General features: G+C 59.7%; 15 protein-coding genes and 3 tRNA genes. 9 read left to right on the top strand and 9 right to left on the bottom strand.

What is annotated here, in order from left to right; translation table 11 throughout:
* Nucleotides 1-4: 4 nt before the first annotated feature.
* Complete coding sequence (gene tuf / locus BSG20_RS06915) at nucleotides 5-1,180, bottom strand: elongation factor Tu (RefSeq protein ID WP_037069361.1); 1,176 nt, start codon at nucleotides 1,178-1,180, stop codon at nucleotides 5-7.
* A gap of 274 nt (nucleotides 1,181-1,454) precedes the next feature.
* Between tuf and BSG20_RS06910 the strand changes: the two genes are divergently transcribed.
* Nucleotides 1,455-1,964, top strand: a complete 510-nt coding sequence (locus BSG20_RS06910) for a hypothetical protein (RefSeq protein WP_072372648.1) — start codon at nucleotides 1,455-1,457, stop codon at nucleotides 1,962-1,964.
* Nucleotides 1,965-2,028: 64 nt separating this feature from the next.
* On the opposite strand, the gene BSG20_RS06905 is transcribed toward BSG20_RS06910, so the two are convergent.
* Both BSG20_RS06905 and BSG20_RS06900 read right to left on the bottom strand, forming a co-directional pair.
* Nucleotides 2,029-2,102: transfer RNA gene (locus BSG20_RS06905), tRNA-Gly, on the bottom strand.
* A gap of 26 nt (nucleotides 2,103-2,128) precedes the next feature.
* Nucleotides 2,129-2,213: transfer RNA gene (locus tag BSG20_RS06900), tRNA-Tyr, on the bottom strand.
* Between the two features lie 206 nt (nucleotides 2,214-2,419).
* Here BSG20_RS06900 and rlmB point away from each other — a divergent pair.
* From rlmB to BSG20_RS06875, 5 genes are all read left to right on the top strand, one after another.
* The gene (gene rlmB / locus BSG20_RS06895; RefSeq protein WP_072372645.1) at nucleotides 2,420-3,310 is read left to right on the top strand and encodes a 23S rRNA (guanosine(2251)-2'-O)-methyltransferase RlmB; all 891 of its coding nucleotides are present in this window, start codon (nucleotides 2,420-2,422) and stop codon (nucleotides 3,308-3,310) included.
* Nucleotides 3,311-3,927: 617 nt separating this feature from the next.
* Nucleotides 3,928-4,059: a hypothetical protein gene (locus tag BSG20_RS38355; RefSeq protein WP_280142168.1), complete on the top strand. Its 132-nt coding sequence runs from the start codon at nucleotides 3,928-3,930 to the stop codon at nucleotides 4,057-4,059.
* Between the two features lie 129 nt (nucleotides 4,060-4,188).
* Nucleotides 4,189-4,264 (top strand) — tRNA-Thr (locus BSG20_RS06885).
* Between the two features lie 217 nt (nucleotides 4,265-4,481).
* Nucleotides 4,482-5,255: an NAD kinase gene (locus BSG20_RS06880; protein ID WP_072372639.1), complete on the top strand. Its 774-nt coding sequence runs from the start codon at nucleotides 4,482-4,484 to the stop codon at nucleotides 5,253-5,255.
* Between the two features lie 3 nt (nucleotides 5,256-5,258).
* The gene (locus tag BSG20_RS06875; RefSeq protein WP_072372636.1) at nucleotides 5,259-5,774 is read left to right on the top strand and encodes a hypothetical protein; all 516 of its coding nucleotides are present in this window, start codon (nucleotides 5,259-5,261) and stop codon (nucleotides 5,772-5,774) included.
* A gap of 106 nt (nucleotides 5,775-5,880) precedes the next feature.
* On the opposite strand, the gene prfB is transcribed toward BSG20_RS06875, so the two are convergent.
* The 3 genes from prfB to BSG20_RS06855 all read right to left on the bottom strand — a co-directional run bounded on the left by prfB (nucleotide 5,881) and on the right by BSG20_RS06855 (nucleotide 11,069).
* A protein-coding gene (gene prfB, locus BSG20_RS06870) for a peptide chain release factor 2 (RefSeq protein WP_143147462.1) occupies nucleotides 5,881-7,012 on the bottom strand; the annotation gives its coding sequence in 2 pieces (ribosomal slippage) (nucleotides 5,881-6,942 and nucleotides 6,944-7,012; 1,131 coding nt in all).
* A 100-nt stretch (nucleotides 7,013-7,112) separates the two neighbouring features.
* Nucleotides 7,113-9,560, bottom strand: coding sequence for a penicillin-binding protein 1A (locus tag BSG20_RS06860; RefSeq protein WP_072372628.1), 2,448 nt, complete (start codon nucleotides 9,558-9,560; stop codon nucleotides 7,113-7,115).
* Nucleotides 9,561-9,803: 243 nt separating this feature from the next.
* Nucleotides 9,804-11,069, bottom strand: coding sequence for an N-acetylmuramoyl-L-alanine amidase (locus BSG20_RS06855; RefSeq protein ID WP_072372625.1), 1,266 nt, complete (start codon nucleotides 11,067-11,069; stop codon nucleotides 9,804-9,806).
* A 635-nt stretch (nucleotides 11,070-11,704) separates the two neighbouring features.
* On the opposite strand from BSG20_RS06855, the gene BSG20_RS06850 reads away from it, so the two are divergent.
* Complete coding sequence (locus tag BSG20_RS06850; RefSeq protein WP_072372622.1) at nucleotides 11,705-14,533, top strand: Rne/Rng family ribonuclease; 2,829 nt, start codon at nucleotides 11,705-11,707, stop codon at nucleotides 14,531-14,533.
* A 90-nt stretch (nucleotides 14,534-14,623) separates the two neighbouring features.
* Here the strand turns inward: BSG20_RS06850 and BSG20_RS06845 are convergent, their stop codons facing one another.
* Together BSG20_RS06845 and BSG20_RS06840 are read right to left on the bottom strand one after the other, a co-directional pair.
* On the bottom strand, nucleotides 14,624-15,184 hold the full coding sequence (locus BSG20_RS06845; protein WP_072372709.1) for a dihydrofolate reductase family protein: 561 nt from the start codon (nucleotides 15,182-15,184) through the stop codon (nucleotides 14,624-14,626).
* A 96-nt stretch (nucleotides 15,185-15,280) separates the two neighbouring features.
* Nucleotides 15,281-16,384 carry a COX15/CtaA family protein gene (locus BSG20_RS06840; RefSeq protein ID WP_072372619.1) on the bottom strand — a complete coding sequence of 368 codons (1,104 nt, stop codon included), beginning with the start codon at nucleotides 16,382-16,384 and terminating at the stop codon, nucleotides 15,281-15,283.
* Nucleotides 16,385-16,497: 113 nt separating this feature from the next.
* Between BSG20_RS06840 and BSG20_RS06835 the strand changes: the two genes are divergently transcribed.
* Both BSG20_RS06835 and BSG20_RS06830 read left to right on the top strand, forming a co-directional pair.
* A complete protein-coding gene (locus tag BSG20_RS06835) occupies nucleotides 16,498-16,707 on the top strand; it encodes a DUF2842 domain-containing protein (RefSeq protein WP_072372616.1) in 210 nt (69 codons plus the stop codon).
* 118 nt (nucleotides 16,708-16,825) lie between these two features.
* Nucleotides 16,826-18,067, top strand: a complete 1,242-nt coding sequence (locus tag BSG20_RS06830) for a GNAT family N-acetyltransferase (RefSeq protein ID WP_072372613.1) — start codon at nucleotides 16,826-16,828, stop codon at nucleotides 18,065-18,067.
* Here BSG20_RS06830 and BSG20_RS06825 read toward each other — a convergent pair whose 3' ends face one another.
* A complete protein-coding gene (locus BSG20_RS06825) occupies nucleotides 18,068-20,218 on the bottom strand; it encodes a GumC family protein (protein ID WP_072372610.1) in 2,151 nt (716 codons plus the stop codon).
* Nucleotides 20,219-20,376: the final 158 nt, after the last annotated feature.

Below are 20,376 nucleotides of genomic sequence, written 5' to 3'. Positions count from 1 at the left end.
AAGCTTACTCGACGATGGAAGCAACGATGCCTGCGCCGACGGTACGGCCGCCTTCGCGGATCGCGAAGCGCAGCTTTTCTTCCATCGCGATCGGAACGATCAGCTCGACGTCAACCGTGACGTTGTCGCCAGGCATAACCATTTCCGTGCCTTCCGGCAGGGTGACGATGCCCGTCACGTCCGTCGTGCGGAAGTAGAACTGCGGACGGTAGTTCGTGAAGAACGGCGTATGACGGCCGCCTTCTTCCTTCGTCAGGATGTAGGCTTCGGCCTTGAACTTCTTGTGTGGCTTGACAGAGCCCGGCTTGCACAGGATCTGACCACGCTCGACGCCGTCACGGTTCACACCGCGAACCAGAGCGCCGATGTTGTCGCCAGCCTGGCCCTGATCGAGCAGCTTGCGGAACATTTCAACGCCGGTCACCGTCGTCTTCGAGGTCGGGCGAATGCCGACGATTTCGACTTCTTCGCCAACCTTGACGATGCCACGCTCGACGCGGCCGGTCACAACCGTACCACGGCCCGAGATCGAGAACACGTCTTCGATCGGCATCAGGAATGGCTGGTCGATCGGACGCTCAGGCGTCGGGATGTAGGCGTCAACGGCTGCCATCAGCTCGCGGATCGCGTCTTCGCCGATCTTCTTGTCCGAGTCTTCCAGAGCAGCAAGAGCCGAGCCCTTGATGACCGGAATGTCGTCGCCCGGGAAGTCGTAGGACGACAGCAGTTCGCGCACTTCGAGCTCGACGAGTTCGAGAAGCTCGGCGTCGTCAACCTGGTCGACCTTGTTGAGGAACACGACAATCGCAGGAACGCCGACCTGGCGAGCCAGCAGGATGTGCTCGCGGGTCTGCGGCATCGGGCCGTCAGCAGCCGAGCAAACCAGGATCGCGCCGTCCATCTGCGCCGCACCGGTGATCATGTTCTTGACGTAGTCGGCGTGGCCGGGGCAGTCAACGTGAGCATAGTGGCGGGCTGGGGTCTCGTATTCGACGTGGGCCGTCGAAATGGTGATGCCGCGGGCCTTTTCTTCCGGCGCAGCGTCGATCTGGTCGTACGCCTTGAACTCGCCGAAATACTTCGTGATCGCTGCCGTCAGAGACGTCTTGCCGTGGTCAACGTGGCCGATCGTGCCGATGTTAACGTGCGGCTTGTTGCGCTCAAACTTACTCTTTGCCATTTGAATGCTTCCTGTGAACGAAATGGATGACCCCGGCGAACCGGTTTAGTGCCGCCGTTTAAGGCTTTCGGGGAAATTGCGCAAGACCTAATTGCGGACGGTATTCCTAGCCCGATTCCTGGCCTGGGCACGCATATGGGCAGCAAGCATCCAATCGGCAACCTGCGCTGCAAATAACAGCGAAGATATATTCCCGAAGAACGCGCGCGACCGGCCAAGGATATGATACTACTTCATTTGCTGCTCTCACGCGCAAGCACTCGGAGACACCGCAATGGAACCGAAGGAAATTGCAAAGCGATCCGCAGGCAACTTTCTGATCTTTGCCGCCTGTGCATTCATATTGTGGATTCTTGCCGCCGCGATCGACTGGGTCGCGCAGCTTGTGCGCCTGTCCTCGCCCGAGCGCCTTCCGGCTCTGGCGACATCCATTGTCAACTCGTCGACGCTGCAGGCGATTGTCGCCATATGGCTGCTCACCGCGGCATTCGCGATCGCCTTCCCGAAGATGCTGACGCCGCTTTCGGCCACCACCACTTTGATGTTCGATGTCGGATATGGCATTCTCGGTGCCCTGACCGGCTTCGGCATCGCCATCGGGCTTTTCGGGGGCGGCTGGTCGATCCTGCTGCGCGCCCTGCTCTACAGCGCGATCATCGCAATCGGCTTCATTGCCGTGCGCACCTGGCTTTCGAGGGAAGACCTCAGTGCCTACGGACAGACGAGGTGGATGATCGCCGGCATTATCGCGCTCGCCTCGCCTCTTGTGCTCTTGTGGGGCTAGCAGCCACGCAGAAGCAGCGCAGGCCGTGTAAAAAGGCTAGGTGAAGACCGGACTTTCGGACATTTGGAGCGGGTAGCGGGAATCGAACCCGCGTATTCAGCTTGGAAGGCTGCTGCTCTACCATTGAGCTATACCCGCGGGGTGGTATCCGATCCAATGACGAATGGTGGAGAGAGTTGGATTTGAACCAACGTAGGCTGAGCCAACGGATTTACAGTCCGTCCCCTTTAACCACTCGGGCATCTCTCCAGTCTTTTCGTCCGGATCGTGAGACCAAGCTCGTCAGACTTTCGAAGCGTTGCCGCCCCTCGGTCTGCGCCGCGTATATGACCGGACGATTTCCCCATGTCAACACGATGACGATGGAAAAAATGTGAAAAATTTCATCGGCAGCGGAAAGCCGGGCTCCTGAAAGAAATCCTATGCGGAAAGAAGCGCCCTCGCTATAAAGCCGCATGAGCAAAGACAACAAACCCGGTGGCAAGCCCACCGACGACAAGTCCGCCAAGGACACACATTATGCAAACTTGCGCCGCGCGCATCGCGACAGCAAGCGCGAGCGCGGCGAGATTCCGACACCCACACCACAGAAGCGCCGGCGCGGCGCCGAGGACTGGAAACCTCCGGCACTCGCGCCTGATCAGGTCTATCTTTACGGCCTGCATACGGTTCGTGCTGCGCTCGACAACAAGGAGCGCAAGAACGTCAAGCTGTCGGTGACTCAAAATGCGCTTGCCCGTCTCGAGATCGATGCGGATACGCTCGGCATTCCGGTCGAGACCGTTTCTCCGCAGGATATCGACAAGGTCCTCGGTCCCGACGCGATCCATCAGGGTGTGATGCTCGAAACGCGACCCTTGCCCGTTCGACGGCTGGAAGCACTGAAAGGCAGTCCGCTGCTTCTCGTGCTCGACCAGGTGACCGATCCGCACAATGTCGGCGCAATCATGCGTTCCGCCGTTGCCTTCAATGCCGGTGCTGTCATCACCACGCAGCGCCACAGCCCGACCGAATCAGGCGTGCTGGCAAAATCAGCCTCCGGTGCCCTGGAACTCATTCCTTATATTCAGATCACCAATCTGTCAGACGCGCTTGGCGAACTGCACAAACTCGGCTTCTTCACGATTGGTCTTGATTCGGAAGGCCCGGCTCCGCTCGAGAGCACATTCTCAGGTGACAAGGTGGCGCTAGTGCTGGGCTCCGAGGGCAAGGGGCTGCGGCAGAAGACGCGCGAAACCGTCAGCGCACTTGCAAGGCTCGACATGCCGGGTGCCATCAAGTCTTTGAACGTGTCCAACGCGGCGGCGATCGCTCTCTATGCGGCGAGGCTGCATCTGAAAGTATGATGTGATCAGCGGCGGATCGTGGCAACAGAGGCAATGCCGCGATCCCCTTCGTTCTTCGATCGGGGGCACTTTTTTGCCAGTTTGCGGGCTGAGCGACGCGGCAAACGCCAATAGCAATTTCGCCCTGTCACCGGCCGGAGACTGCTCGACAGCCATTGCAAGGCTCGATCCTTCGATCGTCCACATTGAGGGCCTCTGGCTCGTACTGATGAGCGCCAACTGAGCATCCGTTTCATTCGACTGCGGCCCACGGCAACTTCGGGAAAAGCAACGAGGAAGGCCGCAAGCCATTGCTGATGATCAGAAAAAAAACGAATTCGCCTCGCTTTTGACGCTGCCGTTTTCTATAGCTGTCCCGCACTCGAACAGGAGGAAGGTATCCCATATGGCCATCCGCTCCCTCGTTGTCGGCACTCTCTTCGTCGCTGTATTCGTCGCCATCATTCTTAGCATCGCTTGGATCGACAAGTCACAGCCAACGCACGAACCCTCTCCGCTTGCGCCTGCCCCTGAACGCCCCATCCCAACGCCAATGCCGTAAACGCTCAGCGATTGCCCGGGGAACAGAAGATCGGCGCCCCGTGCGTTTGCCTCGCACGATTTTGAAGGAGAGAAACGTGCGGCTGATGATCGCCGTCATTGTTTTCATGGTTGCCTCCGTGCTGACCATCACAATGATGTCACCATCAGGCGCCGGGAAGACCGGCGACGCCTTGCAAGCGAGCGTGCGGCAGACTGCTCAGAATTAGGCTTGCGAACCCCGCCGCCGCGATCTCGTTGCGTTCGCCAATCTCCGGCGGTCAGGTGGCACCAAAGAAATCAAGATCGCGCCGATTTCTGCTTTACAGGACGGCAGAATCTGGTACTTGGCAGGCATCGCCCTTGTAGCTCAGTTGGTAGAGCACCTGATTTGTAATCAGGGGGTCGCGGGTTCGAACCCTGCCGGGGGCACCATCCTTCTCCTTCTACTCAGAACTTCCTATAGCATTGACTTGGGGGCTGTTGCGCCGACGGTGTGAACCGAGGCGAGCTAGCTGGTCGCGTGAATGCGACTCTTCGACTTGACGTTGGCTCCGTCCAGCGCCGCAGATGCACTTGACAGAATCGGCTTTTATTGGCGCCTAGACGCCAAGACTATGTTATCGTTCGTTGAATACGACAAAGGAATTACATGGGCCGTTCATTTCAGACGCTTTCCTTCCTTGCCTCCTCTGCAACCGAGGCGCTGGCGGCGCGGGAAGAGCTGATTCGCATTTATGGCGACGTGCCCCCTGATGATGCCGACGTCATCGTCGCCCTTGGTGGCGACGGGTTCATGCTGCAGACGCTGCACGGCACGATGAATTCCGGCAAGCTTGTCTACGGCATGAATCGCGGCTCTGTCGGCTTCCTCATGAACGACTACCGAACGGAGAACCTGCAGGATCGAATCTGCGCGGCCGTCGAAAACGCATTTCACCCGTTGCAGATGACAACGGCGAATTCGGACGGCACGAATTTGACAGCCCTTGCCATCAACGAAGTGTCGTTGTTCCGGCAATCCTACCAGGCCGCCAAGCTGCGTGTCGAGGTGGACGGCGTCGTCCGGCTCGACGAACTCATCTGCGACGGCCTGATGGTGGCGACGCCCGCGGGTTCGACGGCCTATAACCTCTCCGCCCACGGACCGATCCTGCCGCTTGACGCACCGCTGCTGGCGATGACTCCGGTCAGTGCGTTCCGGCCGCGGCGTTGGCGCGGCGCGCTACTGCCCAACAAGGTGACAGTCGATATTCATATTCTCGAGGCGGAGAAACGTCCGGTCAACGCGGTTGCCGACAACACGGAAGTGAAATCGGTGCTTCATATTCGCATCGCTCAATCGGAACATACCACGGCGCGCATTCTCTCCGATCCCGATCGATCATGGTCCGATCGTATTCTTGCCGAGCAGTTTGAGGACTGAGAGATGAACCTGCGACGAACGACGCTTTGTGCATTGCTGCTCGCCGTGCCCGCACTCTGCGCTCGGACCGCTGCGGCAGAAGACCCAGTCCTGCCGGCTTCGATCATATTCGCGACGAGCACGGGCTACTGGGAAGACGACGGCACGACGCCTGGCGTCCAACGCGCACCTTCAGCCGCTCAGACCGCGACGCCGGCTGCCGCTCCGGCAAAACCGCGCCACGGCTACTACAAATTGTTTGCTGTCAGGCAAGCAGACCGCACGGCCAAGATCTATCTGCAACAGATCGAGCAGGGCGACGGCGGACCAGCCATCGCCTCGACGGTGGAGTTGCAGGAACTCAACGATCTCAGGCCCTATGTCACCGACATCAGGCCCGAAAACTCCTCCGGCATGCTCAAGGAGCCGGGGCTCTTTGCAATGATCTATTTGAAGACCGACCCGGACGTGGAATCGGAGACCTGGACTGTCGTGATCGATGAGTTTGGAGAGGTTACCGTCGGCAAAGCAAGCAACTAGCCGCGTCCCATCGCTTTTGACGCTGACGGGTTCCCTCTTCAAGGGGCTCCCGAGTGAACCGAAGAGGCCCGTTCGGGGCCTCCTCCAAATTCAAACTTGAGAGCAGTTAGTCGATGTCGTCGACGACGGCGTCCGGCTTGCCGCTGATGCGGTGGGCAAGAGCTGCTTCCATGAACTCGTTGAGTTCGCCGTCCAGAACATCGCCAGGCGCCGTGCTCGCCACACCCGTCCGTAGATCCTTGACCAGCTGATAGGGCTGCAGAACGTAGGAGCGGATCTGGTGGCCCCAGCCGATGTCCGACTTGGAGGCGGCTTCGGCGTTTGCGGCGTCTTCCCGCTTTTTCAGCTCGGCTTCGTACATGCGGGCACGCAGCATGTCCCACGCCTTGGCGCGATTCTTGTGCTGCGAGCGTTCCTGCTGGCACTGTACCACGATGCCCGAGGGAATATGCGTGATACGTACCGCGGAGTCTGTCGTGTTGACGTGCTGGCCGCCGGCACCCGACGAGCGGTACGTATCGATGCGGCAATCGCTTTCGTTGATGTCGATCTGGATCGAATCGTCGATGACGGGATAGACCCAGATCGACGAGAAGGATGTGTGACGGCGCGCATTGCTGTCGTAGGGCGAGATGCGAACCAGGCGATGAACGCCCGATTCCGTCTTCAGCCAGCCATAGGCGTTCTGGCCCTTGACCAGCAGGGTCGCAGACTTGATGCCGGCTTCTTCGCCATCATGGACTTCGAGGAGCTCCACCTTGAAGCGCTGACGTTCCGCCCAGCGGGTATACATGCGCAGAAGCATGTTGGCCCAGTCCTGACTTTCCGTGCCGCCGGCGCCGGAGTGGACTTCGAGATACGTGTCATTGCTGTCGGCTTCGCCGGAAAGCATCGCTTCGACCTGGCGGCGCGCGGCCTCGGTCTTCAGACCCTTCAGGGCGTCCTCAGCCTCCTTGACGACGCCTTCGTCGCCCTCTTCCTCGCCCATTTCGATGAGCTCGACATTGTCGTTCAGCTGCTGCTCCAGCTGCCGCACACCATTGATGCCGTCGTCGAGCTGCTGGCGCTCGCGCATCAGCTTCTGCGCCTCGGAGGCATCATTCCAGAGGTTCGGATCCTCTGCCTTGTTGTTCAACCAGTCCAGTCGTCTTACCGCCTGGTCCCAGTCAAAGATGCCTCCTCAGCAGGGTGATAGCCTGCTTGGTTTCATCGACCACGTTCTGGATTTCCGCTCGCATTTTCCTGCTTCTTTGCGTTGCTTCGAAAGTTGCCCGTCAAATAATTGTGGCGGCTGCGGATGTAAAGAGCCGCAGCCGCCACAACTGTTCGGGGGAAGGGTTAGTAGAGCCCGCCGGCGCCGGACTGAACGGCCTGGTTGGCCTGCGGCGAGGTCTTCAAAATCTCCTCGGGCGCCATGGTGTTGTCCATACCGATGACCGAGAAGCTGTCGGCGGGACCAGTGCCCGGCTTGAAAGCTTCGATGATCGTGTTCGGATCACCTTGCGCTGCCGCCATGCCGGTCTTGCGGTCAATCGGAATGAGGTTCATCCCAGCGGGAATGACAAATTTGGACGCCGGCATGTCCTTGACGGCAGCCTGCATGAATTCGTTGAAGACCGGCGCCGACAGCGAGCCACCCGTGCCACCGCGGCCGAGCGTTGAAGGCGAATCGAAGCCGATATAGAGACCGGCGACGAGATCCGGCGTGAAGCCCACGAACCACGCATCCTTCTCGTCGTTCGTCGTGCCGGTCTTGCCGGCCACATCGCGCTCACCGAGATCGATCTTGCCAGCAGCGGTGCCACGCTGGACGACGCCCTGCAGCATCGAAGTGATCTGGTAGGAGGTCATCGGATCAAGAACGGTTTCGCGATTGTCGACGACGTTGGGCTCGTCCTGGTTCTGCCAGTCGCTGGCATTGCAGCCCTCACAGACGCGCTCCTCATGCTTGAAGATGGTGCGGCCGTAGCGGTCCTGGATCCGGTCGACCAGCGTCGGCTTGATCTGCTTGCCGCCGTTGGCGATGACCGAATAGGCCGACACCATGCGCAGCACTGTGGTCTCCCCGGAACCCAGCGACATGGCGAGAACCGGCATCATGTGATCGTATATACCGAAGCGCTCGGCATACTCGGCAACAACGTTCATGCCGAGGTCGTTCGCAAGGCGCACGGTCATCCGGTTGCGCGAGTGCTCGATGGCGAAGCGAAGCGTGTTGGCGCCACCGCCCTCGCCTTCATAGTTGTCCGGCGCCCATACCTGGCCATTGCCGGTCTGGATCGAGAGCGGATCGTCGCTCACAACCGAAGCCGGCGTATAGCCATTGTCCATGGCCGCCGCGTAGACGAACGGCTTGAAGGACGATCCAGGCTGGCGCATCGCCTGGGTCGCGCGGTTGAACTCCGACTGCGCGTAGGAGAAGCCGCCGACCATCGCGAGAACGCGACCGGTCTTCGGATCCATCGCCACCAGACCGCCCTCGACCTTCGGCGGCTGACGAAGCCGGTAGGAACTCGAACCTTCGTCACCCAGCCGCTCGACGTAGACGACATCGCCGGCGGACAGGACGCCGTCTGGCGACTTTGCCGTCTTCCGGCCGGCAGCCGAGCGATACGCCCACTGCATGTTCTTGGCCTCGATGACACCCCGCTCGCGCTCAGCAGGGATCTTGCCGGCGCCATCCTTCGGCGGCTGCAGTCCGATGTCGACGCTATCGTCGGATACGGCCAGCACGACCGCCAATCGCCATTCGGACACGTCGATCAACGCAGGAATATCGGCCAGCGCCTTGCCCCAGTCAGCCGTCGTGTCGATCTGCTTGATCGGGCCGTGGAAGCCGCGGCGTTCGTCATAGGTGGTCAGGCCGTCCTGCAGCGCCTTGCGCGCGAAGACCTGAAGCTCGGGATCGAAGGAGGTACGAACGGACAGGCCGCCTTCATAAAGCATCTTCTCGCCGTACTGCTCGATCAGCTGGCGACGGACTGCCTCGGCAAAATAACCGGACGCAAAGAGCGAGGGACCGCTGCTTCGGCCAGTTACGCCAAGCGGCTGCTTCTTTGCCTCGGCGCCATCGGACTGGCTGACATAGCCATTCTCGACCATGCGATCGATGACCCAATTGCGGCGGGTGACCGCTGCTTCGGGATGACGGAAGGGATGATAGTTGGCCGGGCCCTTCGGCAGGGAGGCTAGGTAGGCCGCGTCGGCGATCGTCAGTTCATTCACCGACTTGTTGAAATAGGTGAGCGAGGCGCTCGCGATACCATAGGAGTTTAGTCCGAAGAAGATCTCGTTCAGGTACAGCTCAAGGATCTTGTCCTTGCTGTATGCCTGCTCGATACGGAAGGAGAGGATCGCTTCCTTCGCCTTGCGCTCCATCGTCTGTTCGCTGGAAAGCAGGAAGTTCTTGGCGACCTGCTGCGTGATCGTCGACCCACCCTGCGTCGGGCCGCCGGTCAGGTAAGCGACGACTGCACGCGCAAAGCCGGTAACGTCGATGCCGGGATGCTGATAGAAGTTCTTGTCTTCGGCAGACAGGAATGCAGCCTTAACGCGATCGGGAACAGCTTGGATCGGCAGGAAAAGTCTGCGCTCCTTGGCGTACTCCGCCATCAGCGCACCGTTGCCTGCATGCACGCGGGTCGTCACCGGCGGCTCGTAGCTGCTCAGCACTGCATAGTCCGGAAGATCCTTCGTGACGGTCGCCAGGTAAATGGCAACAACAGCCGCCACGCCCAAGAACAGGACGCAAGCCACTCCGAAGAAATATCCAAGAAGTCTAATCATATTTAAGCTACCGGTATCTCAATCATCGATCGGCGCGAGCATAACAATCGCATGGATCGGGGCATCTTGCACGTTGGGCGACTTACTCCATGAGCGTTTTCGCCACAAGCCGATTCCGTTTCACCTATGGAAACACAAGGCTGAGTAACGGCGTGAATGTGAGTAAAATAGGGCCTTGAACCGCTATTCCCACATTGCGATTGTGTTACCCGACCGAGTGTCACATCTGGGCCACGGCTGAAATCAGCCACCATTTGCAACCATCGCCGTGCGATAGTGCTTTACCGCTTCCGTCAGCAGGTCCGCCATCCTTGCCCGCCATGCCTCGTCGAGCAGGAGTTTTTCGTCCTCCCTGTTCGAAAGAAAGCCCAGTTCCAACAGGATAGACGGCACATCCGGCGCCTGAAGAACGCGGAAGCCGGCATGGCGATGCGGGTTGTTGATTGTCCCCACCTGATCCTTGAAGGACGCGAGCACGCTCTCTGCCAGCGAAATCGAGAAAGCCTGCGTTTCGCGGCGTGTTAGGTCGAGCAGAATGTCCGCGACTTCGGGAGGCTCGGCCACGGTCTCCTTGCCGGCAATCTGGTCGGAAAGGTTTTCGCGGTCAGCCAGATCGGCGGCGAGCTTATCCGAGGCCCTGTCGGAGATCGTGTAGACTGTCGCGCCGCGAATATCCTTCTGCTTCAATGTGTCGGCATGCATCGAAATGAACAGACCTGCATTGTTCTGACGGGCAATCTCCACACGCTCGGAAAGCGACAGGAACGAGTCGTCCTTTCGCGTCAGAAATGCTTTGATGCCGGACTCGCGGTTGAGACGATCGGCAAGCGCCTTGGCAAAAGCGAGCGTTACGTCCTTCTCTTGCGTCTTGGTATCGACGCCGATCGCGCCCGTGTCGATCCCGCCGTGACCGGCATCGACGGCGATGATGAAATCGCCGTTGGCCGGCCTCTCCGGCGCGGGGATGGCGCTGGTCGTCTGCTGAGAGGAAGGATCGTTCCATGACTGGGCCTTGACCAGTTCCGCGAACCTGTCCTTGTCCGTCATTGCGGCATCAAGGATGAGACGATGCCCCTTGCCGCCCTCATCTGCCTGAACCTTGGCGACTTCCATCTTCACCGGTTTCTTGGCCGTCAGCACGATACGGGCGCTGTCCTCATCCATCTTGCCGTAACGGATGTCCTTGAAAAGCCCCCGCGCCGAAAGGTCGCCGGCTGGGAATCCGAACGCCGTCACCGGGAGATCGATGACAACGCGCTCGGGATTGGCAATGTAATGGATCGAAAAGTCCGGTGCCCGATCGAAATCGATGACGATGCGGGTGCGGGCATCGTCGCCGACGATGCGGGCACCATAGGCGAGCAACGGCTCGACCTTCACCACATCATCTGCTCTCACATCCGGAAGAAATGCAAAACCCATCGCCGCCACAGCAGCGACGAACGCACCCGCAACCTTCGTCCTCCGCCATCCGGATATCACCGTCGCGGGTCGTACCCTCTTAAACAATCGACCGCCACACCTTAAATAACATCCCGATCAAGTTCTCCCGGTAAACGCGAAATTGCCGGTGTCGGCGCCGTCCGCGGCCGCGGAGCCGAATCGGCGCCCTTAATCCCCGATTTTGTATGCCTTCCAAAATCCATCAATATTATGGCACATTTGGCTTTTCCCTTGCTATTGTGACAGAGAAAACATACAAGGATTTTTAGGGTAGAAGTGCTGACGGGATAGAGTCGCCTGCACGGCAGCCAAACCGCTAAGGAACTGGCGCCACAACCGGCAATCGTCCGCCGTCATATGTGTTTCCACTCGAAATTGGATCCTGAATTTTCCGGCGTATGCGGGAACTTCATCGGTGGATAGCCACCAACCGCTCTTTACAGAGAGAGCAAACTCATCGGACCTGAACAAGGTCTTAGTTTTGTCGATCTCGCTTGGTCTTTGATGGTGTCGCAGCAGGTTTTATCTGAAGTCTACAGGCCCCGGGAGAACATCTCCCCCGCTGCTGTCTGGCTGCTGCCTTCCACACCGCACCAATCGCGACTTTCATTATCCGGCGCTGCAATGACGAGCCGCACCTCTTCTGTCTCATTGACACAAGGGGATGCCGACGTTCGGCCGCGCCGAGGAGCACAGCTTACATGGCAGACAAGATGCTTATCGACGCGTCTCACGAGGAAGAGACGCGCGTTGTAGTCGTTCGCGGAAACCGCATAGAAGAATTTGACTTCGAGTCGCAGCACAAGAAGCAGATTCGCGGCAATATCTATCTCGCGAAGGTAACGAGGGTCGAACCCTCGCTGCAGGCCGCTTTCGTTGACTACGGCGGCAACCGGCATGGCTTCCTGGCCTTTGCCGAAATTCACCCCGACTACTATCAGATCCCGCTTGCCGATCGTCAGGCCCTGCTTCGCGCCGAAGCCGAGGAGCATCGCCGCGACGACGACGTCGAACATGTCGAGACGGCACCGGTCGATCTCTCCACTCAAGAGCAGCCGGACGTCGGTGTCGAAGTGCCTATAGCGGAAGCCGCGCCAGAGGTAGAAACTGCTGCGGTAACCGAGATGGTCGAGGCCGTTGCGGAGGTTGCCGAGGAAGCACCTGCCAAGAAGGCAAAGCCACGCCGCAGCCGCAAGAAGGCAGCGCCGGCTGCCGAAGTGCCGGCAAGCGATGAGGTTGCCCGCGAAGCCACGGTCGACAACGATGACGAAGGCTCGCCGGGCAACGAGATGGCAGCGATGGTCGAGACGGACTCAATCTCCGAAGAGGTCGACGCCCGCCGCCGCAGCGACGACGACGATGACGACGATCACGACCACGAAGAGGAAGTGATCGAATCCGTTGGCGCTGAAGACGCCATGGAGGAAGTTCCCGATCGCGTCCAGCGCAAGCCGCGCAAGCAGTATCGCATCCAGGAAGTCATCAAGCGCCGCCAGATCCTGCTGGTGCAGGTGGCAAAAGAAGAGCGCGGCAATAAGGGCGCGGCCCTGACCACCTATCTTTCGCTGGCCGGCCGTTATTCCGTCCTCATGCCGAACACGGCGCGTGGCGGCGGCATTTCCCGCAAGATCACCAATCCGCAGGACCGCAAGCGCCTGAAGGAAATCGCGCGGATGCTCGAAGTGCCGCAGGGCATGGGTGTCATCTTGCGCACGGCCGGTGCAAACCGGACCAAGGTCGAGGTCAAGCGAGACTTCGAATACCTAATGCGCTTGTGGGAGAATGTGCGCACGCTGACGCTGCAGTCGACCGCTCCCTGCCTCGTCTACGAGGAAGGCTCGCTCATCAAGCGCTCGATCCGCGACCTCTACAACAAGGACATCGGCGAGATCATCGTCTCGGGCGAGGAAGGCTATCGTGAAGCGAAAGACTTCATGAAGATGCTGATGCCGAGCCATGCCAAGGTGGTCCAGCCCTACCGCGACATTCACCCGATCTTCTCGCGCTCCGGCATCGAAGCTCAGCTCGACCGCATGCTGCAGCCGCAGGTGACCTTGAAGTCCGGCGGCTACCTGATCATGAACCAGACGGAAGCGCTGGTTTCGATCGACGTCAACTCCGGCCGTTCGACCCGCGAGCACTCGATCGAGGACACCGCGCTGCAGACGAACCTCGAGGCCGCCGATGAAGTGGCCCGCCAGCTTCGCCTGCGCGACCTTGCCGGCCTCATCGTCATCGACTTCATCGACATGGAAGAGAAGCGCAACAACCGCGCCGTCGAGAAGAAGCTGAAGGAATGCCTGAAGAACGACCGTGCCCGCATCCAGGTCGGCCGCATCTCGCATTTCGGCCTGCTCGAAATGTCGCGCCAGCGCATCCGCGCTTCCGTTCTTGAATCGACAACCCAGGTCTGCTCGCATTGCGGCGGCACCGGCCACGTGCGTTCGCAGTCCTCCGTTGCCCTGCACGTCCTGCGCGGCATCGAGGAGTACCTGCTCAAGAACACCACGCACAACATCACGGTTCGCACGACGCCTGATATTGCGCTGTACCTGCTCAACCACAAGCGCCAGACGATCCTCGACTACGAAGCCCGCTTCGGTGTCGCGATCATTATCGACGCAGACGGCGCCGTCGGCTCACAGCACTTTGCGATCGACCGCGGCGAGCCGGTCGAGAATCCAGTCAAGATCGAAAGCCTGTTCAACTTTGCTGCCATCCCCGATGACGAAGACGACGATATCGTGGTCGAAGTCGACGAGGAGGAAGAAGAGGAACTGGAGGCCAAGCCGGCTGCTTCCGAACGTCCGGCACAGAGCGCCGAAAGCGATGGAGAAGGCCGCAAGCGCAAGCGCCGCCGTCGTCGTCGGGGCCGCAATGGCAACGGCGAGCCGGTAGCCGCCGACAGCAGCTCTGCCGACGCTGAGGAAGGCGACCAGACCGACAGTGATGACGAGGATGAAGGCGACGAAAGCGTTGCTGCCACCTCGGAAACGCGTGACGAAGGTGATGAGACCCAGCGCCGCAAGCGCCGCCGTCGTGGCAAGCGCGGCGGCCGCCGCAACCGCGAGGAAGGCGGCGAGCAGGAGGCATCCGAAGCCGAACTGGCAAGTGACGGCGCCGAAGATGGCGAGACAGAAGTGACCACTGTCGAGGCGATCGAAGCTGCCGCCGAAGAAGCAGTCGAAGCTCAGCCGGCGATGGCAGCCGTCGAGACCGGTGCTACTGTGATGGAAGACGTGAAGCCGAAGCGCGCACGTCGTAGCCGCAAGGCATCGCCGATCGAGGAGCCTGTCGTGGAAGAGGCAGCGGCAGACGTCGTCCCGGCCGTAGAAGCTGAAGCTGAGGCGGCAGCCGCAGACCTCGCGACACCGGCCCCCGAAGACGCAAAGCCTGTCCGCGCCAACAGGGAGTCGAACATCTCCTCGTCCGAACCGACCGTGAAGTCGACGCGCAGCGATGCCGCCGAGAGCGAGGGCGACGGCAAGCCCAAGAAAGCTGGCTGGTGGCAGCGCCGCGGTTTTTTCTGAGATTGATATTCGGCGATAAGTAACAGGATCCGGCTGCGGTGACGCAGCCGGTTTTTTTACGCCGCTGATGAGGTCAATGCGTTGGCTCCGCTATTGCGAAGGAGCATAGGTCAGGACCACATTGCCTTTGGCAAATGCTCGACTATGCGTGAGGGTGAGTGCCAATCGCTCGCGGATACCGGCAAACACGGATTGACCCGCCCCGAGCGCTATCGGCACGACAACAAACTGAAACACATCGACCAGGCCGGCTTCCACAAGCTGTGCAACGATACTGCCGCTGCCAAGGACAACCATATCCTTGCCCTCTGCCCGCTTGAGGGCGTCTACGGCTTGCGCGGGGTTTTCGCGAATCAGCCGCGTATTGATCCAGCCGGCCTCGCTCATCGTTCGCGAGAACACGATCTTCGGCAGACTGTTCATTCCGTCCGCCACAATCGGGTCGCGTTCCTTTGCCATCGCAGTCGGCCAATAGGAAGCCATGAGGTCGTAGGTTCTTCGTCCCATGAGGAGCTCACCGCCGGCGCTCGCATTGCCGGCAACGAAAGCATTGAACTCGGGATCGTCCCGGTGAGCCCAACTCATATCGCCGTTCAAATCGGCAAAGTATCCATCAAGAGAAATGCTCAGAAATACGCTGAGTCGTCGCATCGTCATCTCCCGTTCCATCGCGCTCCTTCAAGGACGTTTGAGATGGCTCGGTTTCGACAGCGAACTGACGATTTTTGAACGTCGGCGTTGTCGAGCTCAATCCTGCTCGGCAATCATGGTCTCGCGCGGGTACGCTCCATGAAAACCCCGCCAATTGGCGATCGCAAAGCCAAGGATCACCAGAGCTCCGGCCTGATGCAGCAGGGCCCAATGAAGCGGGACCTGCAGCAACAAAGTAGCGATTCCAATTGCCGCCTGGACAGTCACCAACACGAACAGAACGACGGCCCGCCGAGCATGTGTCGTCGACGGCGCTGCGGTAATGGCAATGATCATGTTGATCAGCGTGAGCGCAAAAAGCGTGTAGGCACCCAGCCGATGGACGAACTGTACCGTCTTCGGGTTCTCGAAGAAATTGATCCAGGCCGGTTGCTGGATCAGCAGATCGGAGGGCACGACCGCGCCATCCATCAACGGCCAGGTATTGTAGGTAAAGCCGGCGTCGAGGCCGGCGACGAGCGCCCCGAGGTAGATCTGGAAAAGCGCAAACACTGCTATCGCAGCGGCCCAGACATGCGAGCCTTGCGTGGGCGCGGGATCGTCGGAGTGAGGCGAAAGCCCCCGCATGATCCACATGCAGGACGCGAAGATGAGACAGGCCATGACAAGGTGCGTTGCCAACCGATACTGGCTCACGTCGGTTCGCACCGAGAGCCCCGAAGAGACCATCCACCAGCCGATCGCGCCCTGCAGTCCACCCAGCATCAGAATTCCGAAGAGGGGCCAGCGCAGCCGTCTTTCCACCCTTCCCGTTATCCAGAAATAGAGCAACGGCAGCGCGAAGATGACACCAATGCCACGTGCAATCAGACGGTGGGCCCACTCCCACCAAAAGATGCCCTTGAACTCGTCGATGGTCATTCCGTCATTTATTTGCTGATACTCGGGAATGCGTTGGTAGAGCTTGAATTCCTCGTCCCATTGCGCGGCACTCAGAGGCGGAATCACCCCGTGGATCGGCTTCCACTCGGTGATCGACAGGCCCGAATTCGTGAGTCTGGTGGCACCGCCGACGATTACGAGACAGAAGAGCGCCAGGAGCACAAAGCCCAGCCAGATGCGAACAGCCCGGCGATTGCCGTCCTGTCGGCGTATCTCACGCAGGATCTGCTGTTCAGTGCTCAAGTTCGCGATCGCCATGACTGCTCCTTACGTCCGGCAGTTGATTTGCCTGAGCGGCTCATGCAAAACAAGCCCCGAACCTTTGCGGCATGCCGTCGCGGCAGTTCAAACACCAGTGCGAAAGATATTTGATGCCTGTCCGCCTCCGCAAATTCATCGGTACGATCCTGATCGTCGTGCTCGTGTTCGCCTACGCGCTGCTTGCAAACACGATCGCCGTTGCAACGCTCGGCAACGCTCCATGGTGGGGGCAACTCCTCTACTTTTTCCTGACAGGACTACTGTGGGTGCTTCCCGCCATGGTCATCATCAAATGGATGGCTGGGCCGAAGCAGCAGTAATCCGTTAACGACAGGATAACCGTGATCGACGGAAACCACTGTGCGTCGCGGCTCATAAACGAAATGGATGCTCCACTCCGCTATTCTCCGCGCTGGCAAGTCAGACCGGAGAAAAACCGTGCAGGCGCAGAAGCTTCCTATCGCACACAAAGCGCACCATTCGATAGAATCCAACGCGGGAGTTTCCGAATTGCGGGCGCTGAACGCGCAGCTTGCGGTGGCCGAACTCGACATCGTCGTCTTGCATAGCTTGGAGCCGCTGGAAGAGATCTGGCGTGAACTCGATCGTGACGATCTGAATTCCCTGCACCAAGGCTACGACTGGTGCGTATCCTGGGCCAAGGCCCATGGAAACCCATTGTCGATCGTCTGGGGCAGGCTTGGCGAAGAGACCGCATTCATTCTGCCAATAGAGATAAACAGGTTTCACGGCTTCCGCACTGCCAGATTTGTCGGTGCCGATCACAGCAACATCAACACGGGCCTTTTCACAGCGCGCTTCATCGAACTGGCCACGAATCTCGAGCCAGCGAAATTCGCGGAGCTGCTGCGCCGCGCTCTGGTTGGAAGCGCCGACCTTCTGTTGCTGCAGAACATACCCTTGGAATGGCGCGGATGCCACAGTCCTCTGGCGCTGCTGCCGATGGTCAAGAACCAGAACCACGCCTACCATCTTCCGCTCCTAGCAAACATGGAGTCGACACTCCAACAAGTGAATGCAAAGGGCCGGCGCAAGAAGTTCCGAACGCAGCTGAGACGCCTGGAAGCGCTCGGCGGGTTCGACTACATTTCTAGCGGAACGTCAGGTGAGCAACACCGGCTGCTTGATCGATTCTTCGAACAGAAGGGCGAACGATTGAGCGCGCTCGGACTGCCGGATGTGTTTGAAGACCCACAGACCAAGGCTTTCCTTCACGGCGCACTCGACATTCGCGACCCCGACAGCAAGACCGTGGGGCTGGAAATGCACGCGATCCGCCTGAAGGGTGCGTACGATGGTCATATCGCGGCCCTTGCTGGCATTTCTCGCAAGGGCGACCACATCATCTGCCAATTCAGCGCAATCGATGAGAGCTTGGCGGCGGAGACGAGCCCTGGCGAATTCCTGTTCTGGCAGATGATCGCCGGGCAGCATGGTAAGGGCGTCGACCTGTTCGACTTCGGCCTCGGCGACCAAAGATACAAACGCTCCTGGGCGCCTGTAGAAACCGAGCACTATGACGTTGTTCTGCCGCTTTCGTTACGCGGCAGAGTGGGCGGCCTCGTCCATCGGGCAATCACACGAGGCAAAGCCTTCGCTAAGTCTCGCCCGAAGATCTACCACCTGGCCCAGCGCATACACCGGGTGATCGGCGTTTGATCACGCTGCATGCCGAGAGATCGGGCTCTCAAGGGGCTCGTCGCTATCGGACATCAGCACGACACGCTCGTAGCCGGCCGCTTCGAACTCGGTCATAGCCGTCACGAACTCCTGCTCGACGATCTCAGGCATGGAGAGGATGATTTCGACGTCCTTGCTCTGCGTCAGGCGCGAAACGCCGGCCACGTCGGCAGCGCCGCATTCCACGATCACCAGGTCATAGGCCGAGACAAGAGCGTCCAGCAGCAGTGACAATCGATCGGCACCGCGCATCGCCCGCCGCGGATCGCTGATGCCCTGCGCAATGAAGTGCGCGTCGGAGCGGCTGTCGCCATGGATCGTATCGCCGAAGGCCGCATCCCCGCAGAGTAAATCGGTTATGCCGAGCATGTTGCGATCCTCGGCCATGAGGTCGCTCGGCAGCCCCGAGCCCGTCATGTCGACCAGGATGACCCGCGAGCCATCCTCGGCCAACTTGCGCACAAGCGATACGGTTGCCACCGATCCATCATCGCCGGTCGGCGAAATGGCAATCGCCAGTGGCGCCCTGCTGCCGCGAAGGTAATCCGAGACAGATGCTATCGAGAACTCGTTCGTTTCGACGGCATTTTCTTCCTCGACTAGCTGGGCAACCGGCTCCTCGTCTGCGGGGGTGGCGAGCAGGCTCGGCGTAGCCGCTCGCTTGGCGGAGCCGGCAGTTGTCGCGTGAGGTTCCTCTGCTTCTTCACGCGCCATCTCCTCCTCGGGCGGCTCGATGGGGCGGAGTGCTCGACCGCTGAAGAGTTCGGCGAGCATGATCACAATCGATGACATGATGAAGGTCGCTAAGGCAGCGACGATGACGATTGGCAGAACCTTCGGGAAATAGGGATCAACGGGCTGTATGGCCTTCGACACAATGCGGGCGTCGGCCGGGCTTGAGTTCTTGTCGGCGCGCGACGCCGCCTCGCGGTAACGAGAGAGATAGGTTTCCAGGAGTTGCCGCTGTGCCGTGGCTTCGCGCGTCAGGGCATTGAGACCGACCTCGTCTTCGCCGGCTTTCGCACTGTTGGCCTTCAGTGTGTCGGCCTGCTGTTCCAATTCCTTTTGGCGAACCGCAGAGACCTTCGCTTCGTTTTCGATGCTTGCCAGGATCTTCTGCGTCTCCCGGCGAATCTGAACCTTGATGTCCGAAAGCTGCGCTCGCAGGCTCTTCAGCCGCGGATGGCTATTGAGCAATGAGGTCTGCAGGTCGGAGATCTGCGACTGCAGGCCTGACTCCGTGCTCTTCAGCCGCTGGATCGACTGCGACGACATGATGTCCTGCAGTGTATCGGATGCCTCGCCGGCAGAGAGGGCATTGCGCACGGACTGCGCGCGCGCATCAGCATTGGCTCGCTCTCCTCGGACGCGGGTAAGCTCTGCCGAAATGTCGTTCAATTGCTGCGTCGGGAAATTCGCGCCACCATTGGTTGGCAGCAATCCGTGCTCGGCACGGTATTCCGCCACCTTCTGCTCGGCGTCATTCACCTTCTGGCGAAGATTTTCGATTTCCGGCTCCAGCCAACGTGTCGCCTCCGAATTCGAATCCAGCTTGGCGCCGCTTTGTGTAGCGAGGTAGACAGCGGCCATCGCATTCGGAATCGTTGCCGCGAGCTTCGGATCCTTCGAGGTGAAGGTAATACCGATCACGCGCGATCCGGGCACCTGATAGACCTGAAGCCGCTCCGTGAAGGCGTCGATCACGCGCTCTTCGGGGGGATTTTCATATGGATTTTTCTTGAGGTGAAGGGCCACCAGGATATCGGTGAGAGCGGAGCCGTTGGCGGCCGCATCGAACTCCGGCAAATCGTAAAGCTTCTGGCCGTTGATGACCTGCTTGATGAGGTCTGCGGACTGCAGTAGCTGCACCTGGCTCGCAATATTGAGCTCGTCCAGCAACGGGCCCGCGTTGGTATCATTCACCTGCGCATTGGCGAAGGCAGGAGCGCGCGGCTCGATCAGGATGCGCGTTTCACTGCGGTACTTGGGGGAGATCATCTTGGCGCCCGTGAAGGCGACCCCTGCCCCCAACGCGGTGATTGCCAGGACCTTCAGCCGGCGTGCCCAAACGGCGCGGACCAATTGTCCAAGATCTATGTCCACATCCTGATTACCCGATACGCCGGACATGCTTGTACTCCAAGAACAAACGTGGCCGCGAGGGTAAATGACTATAGTAACCCAACGGTTAATGTCTGCTCCGGCATTCCGGCGGCACGTCGCTGGCCGAAGCCAAAAAAATCGGCGGTTTTTACCGACCATTAACCCTAACGGATTGATAACGGCTG

It is taken from the genome of Rhizobium tibeticum (assembly GCF_900110205.1).
GTDB lineage: Bacteria > Pseudomonadota > Alphaproteobacteria > Rhizobiales > Rhizobiaceae > Rhizobium > Rhizobium tibeticum.
Note: the sequence above shows the minus strand (reverse complement) of the source record. Positions and strands in the feature narration are given on the sequence as shown.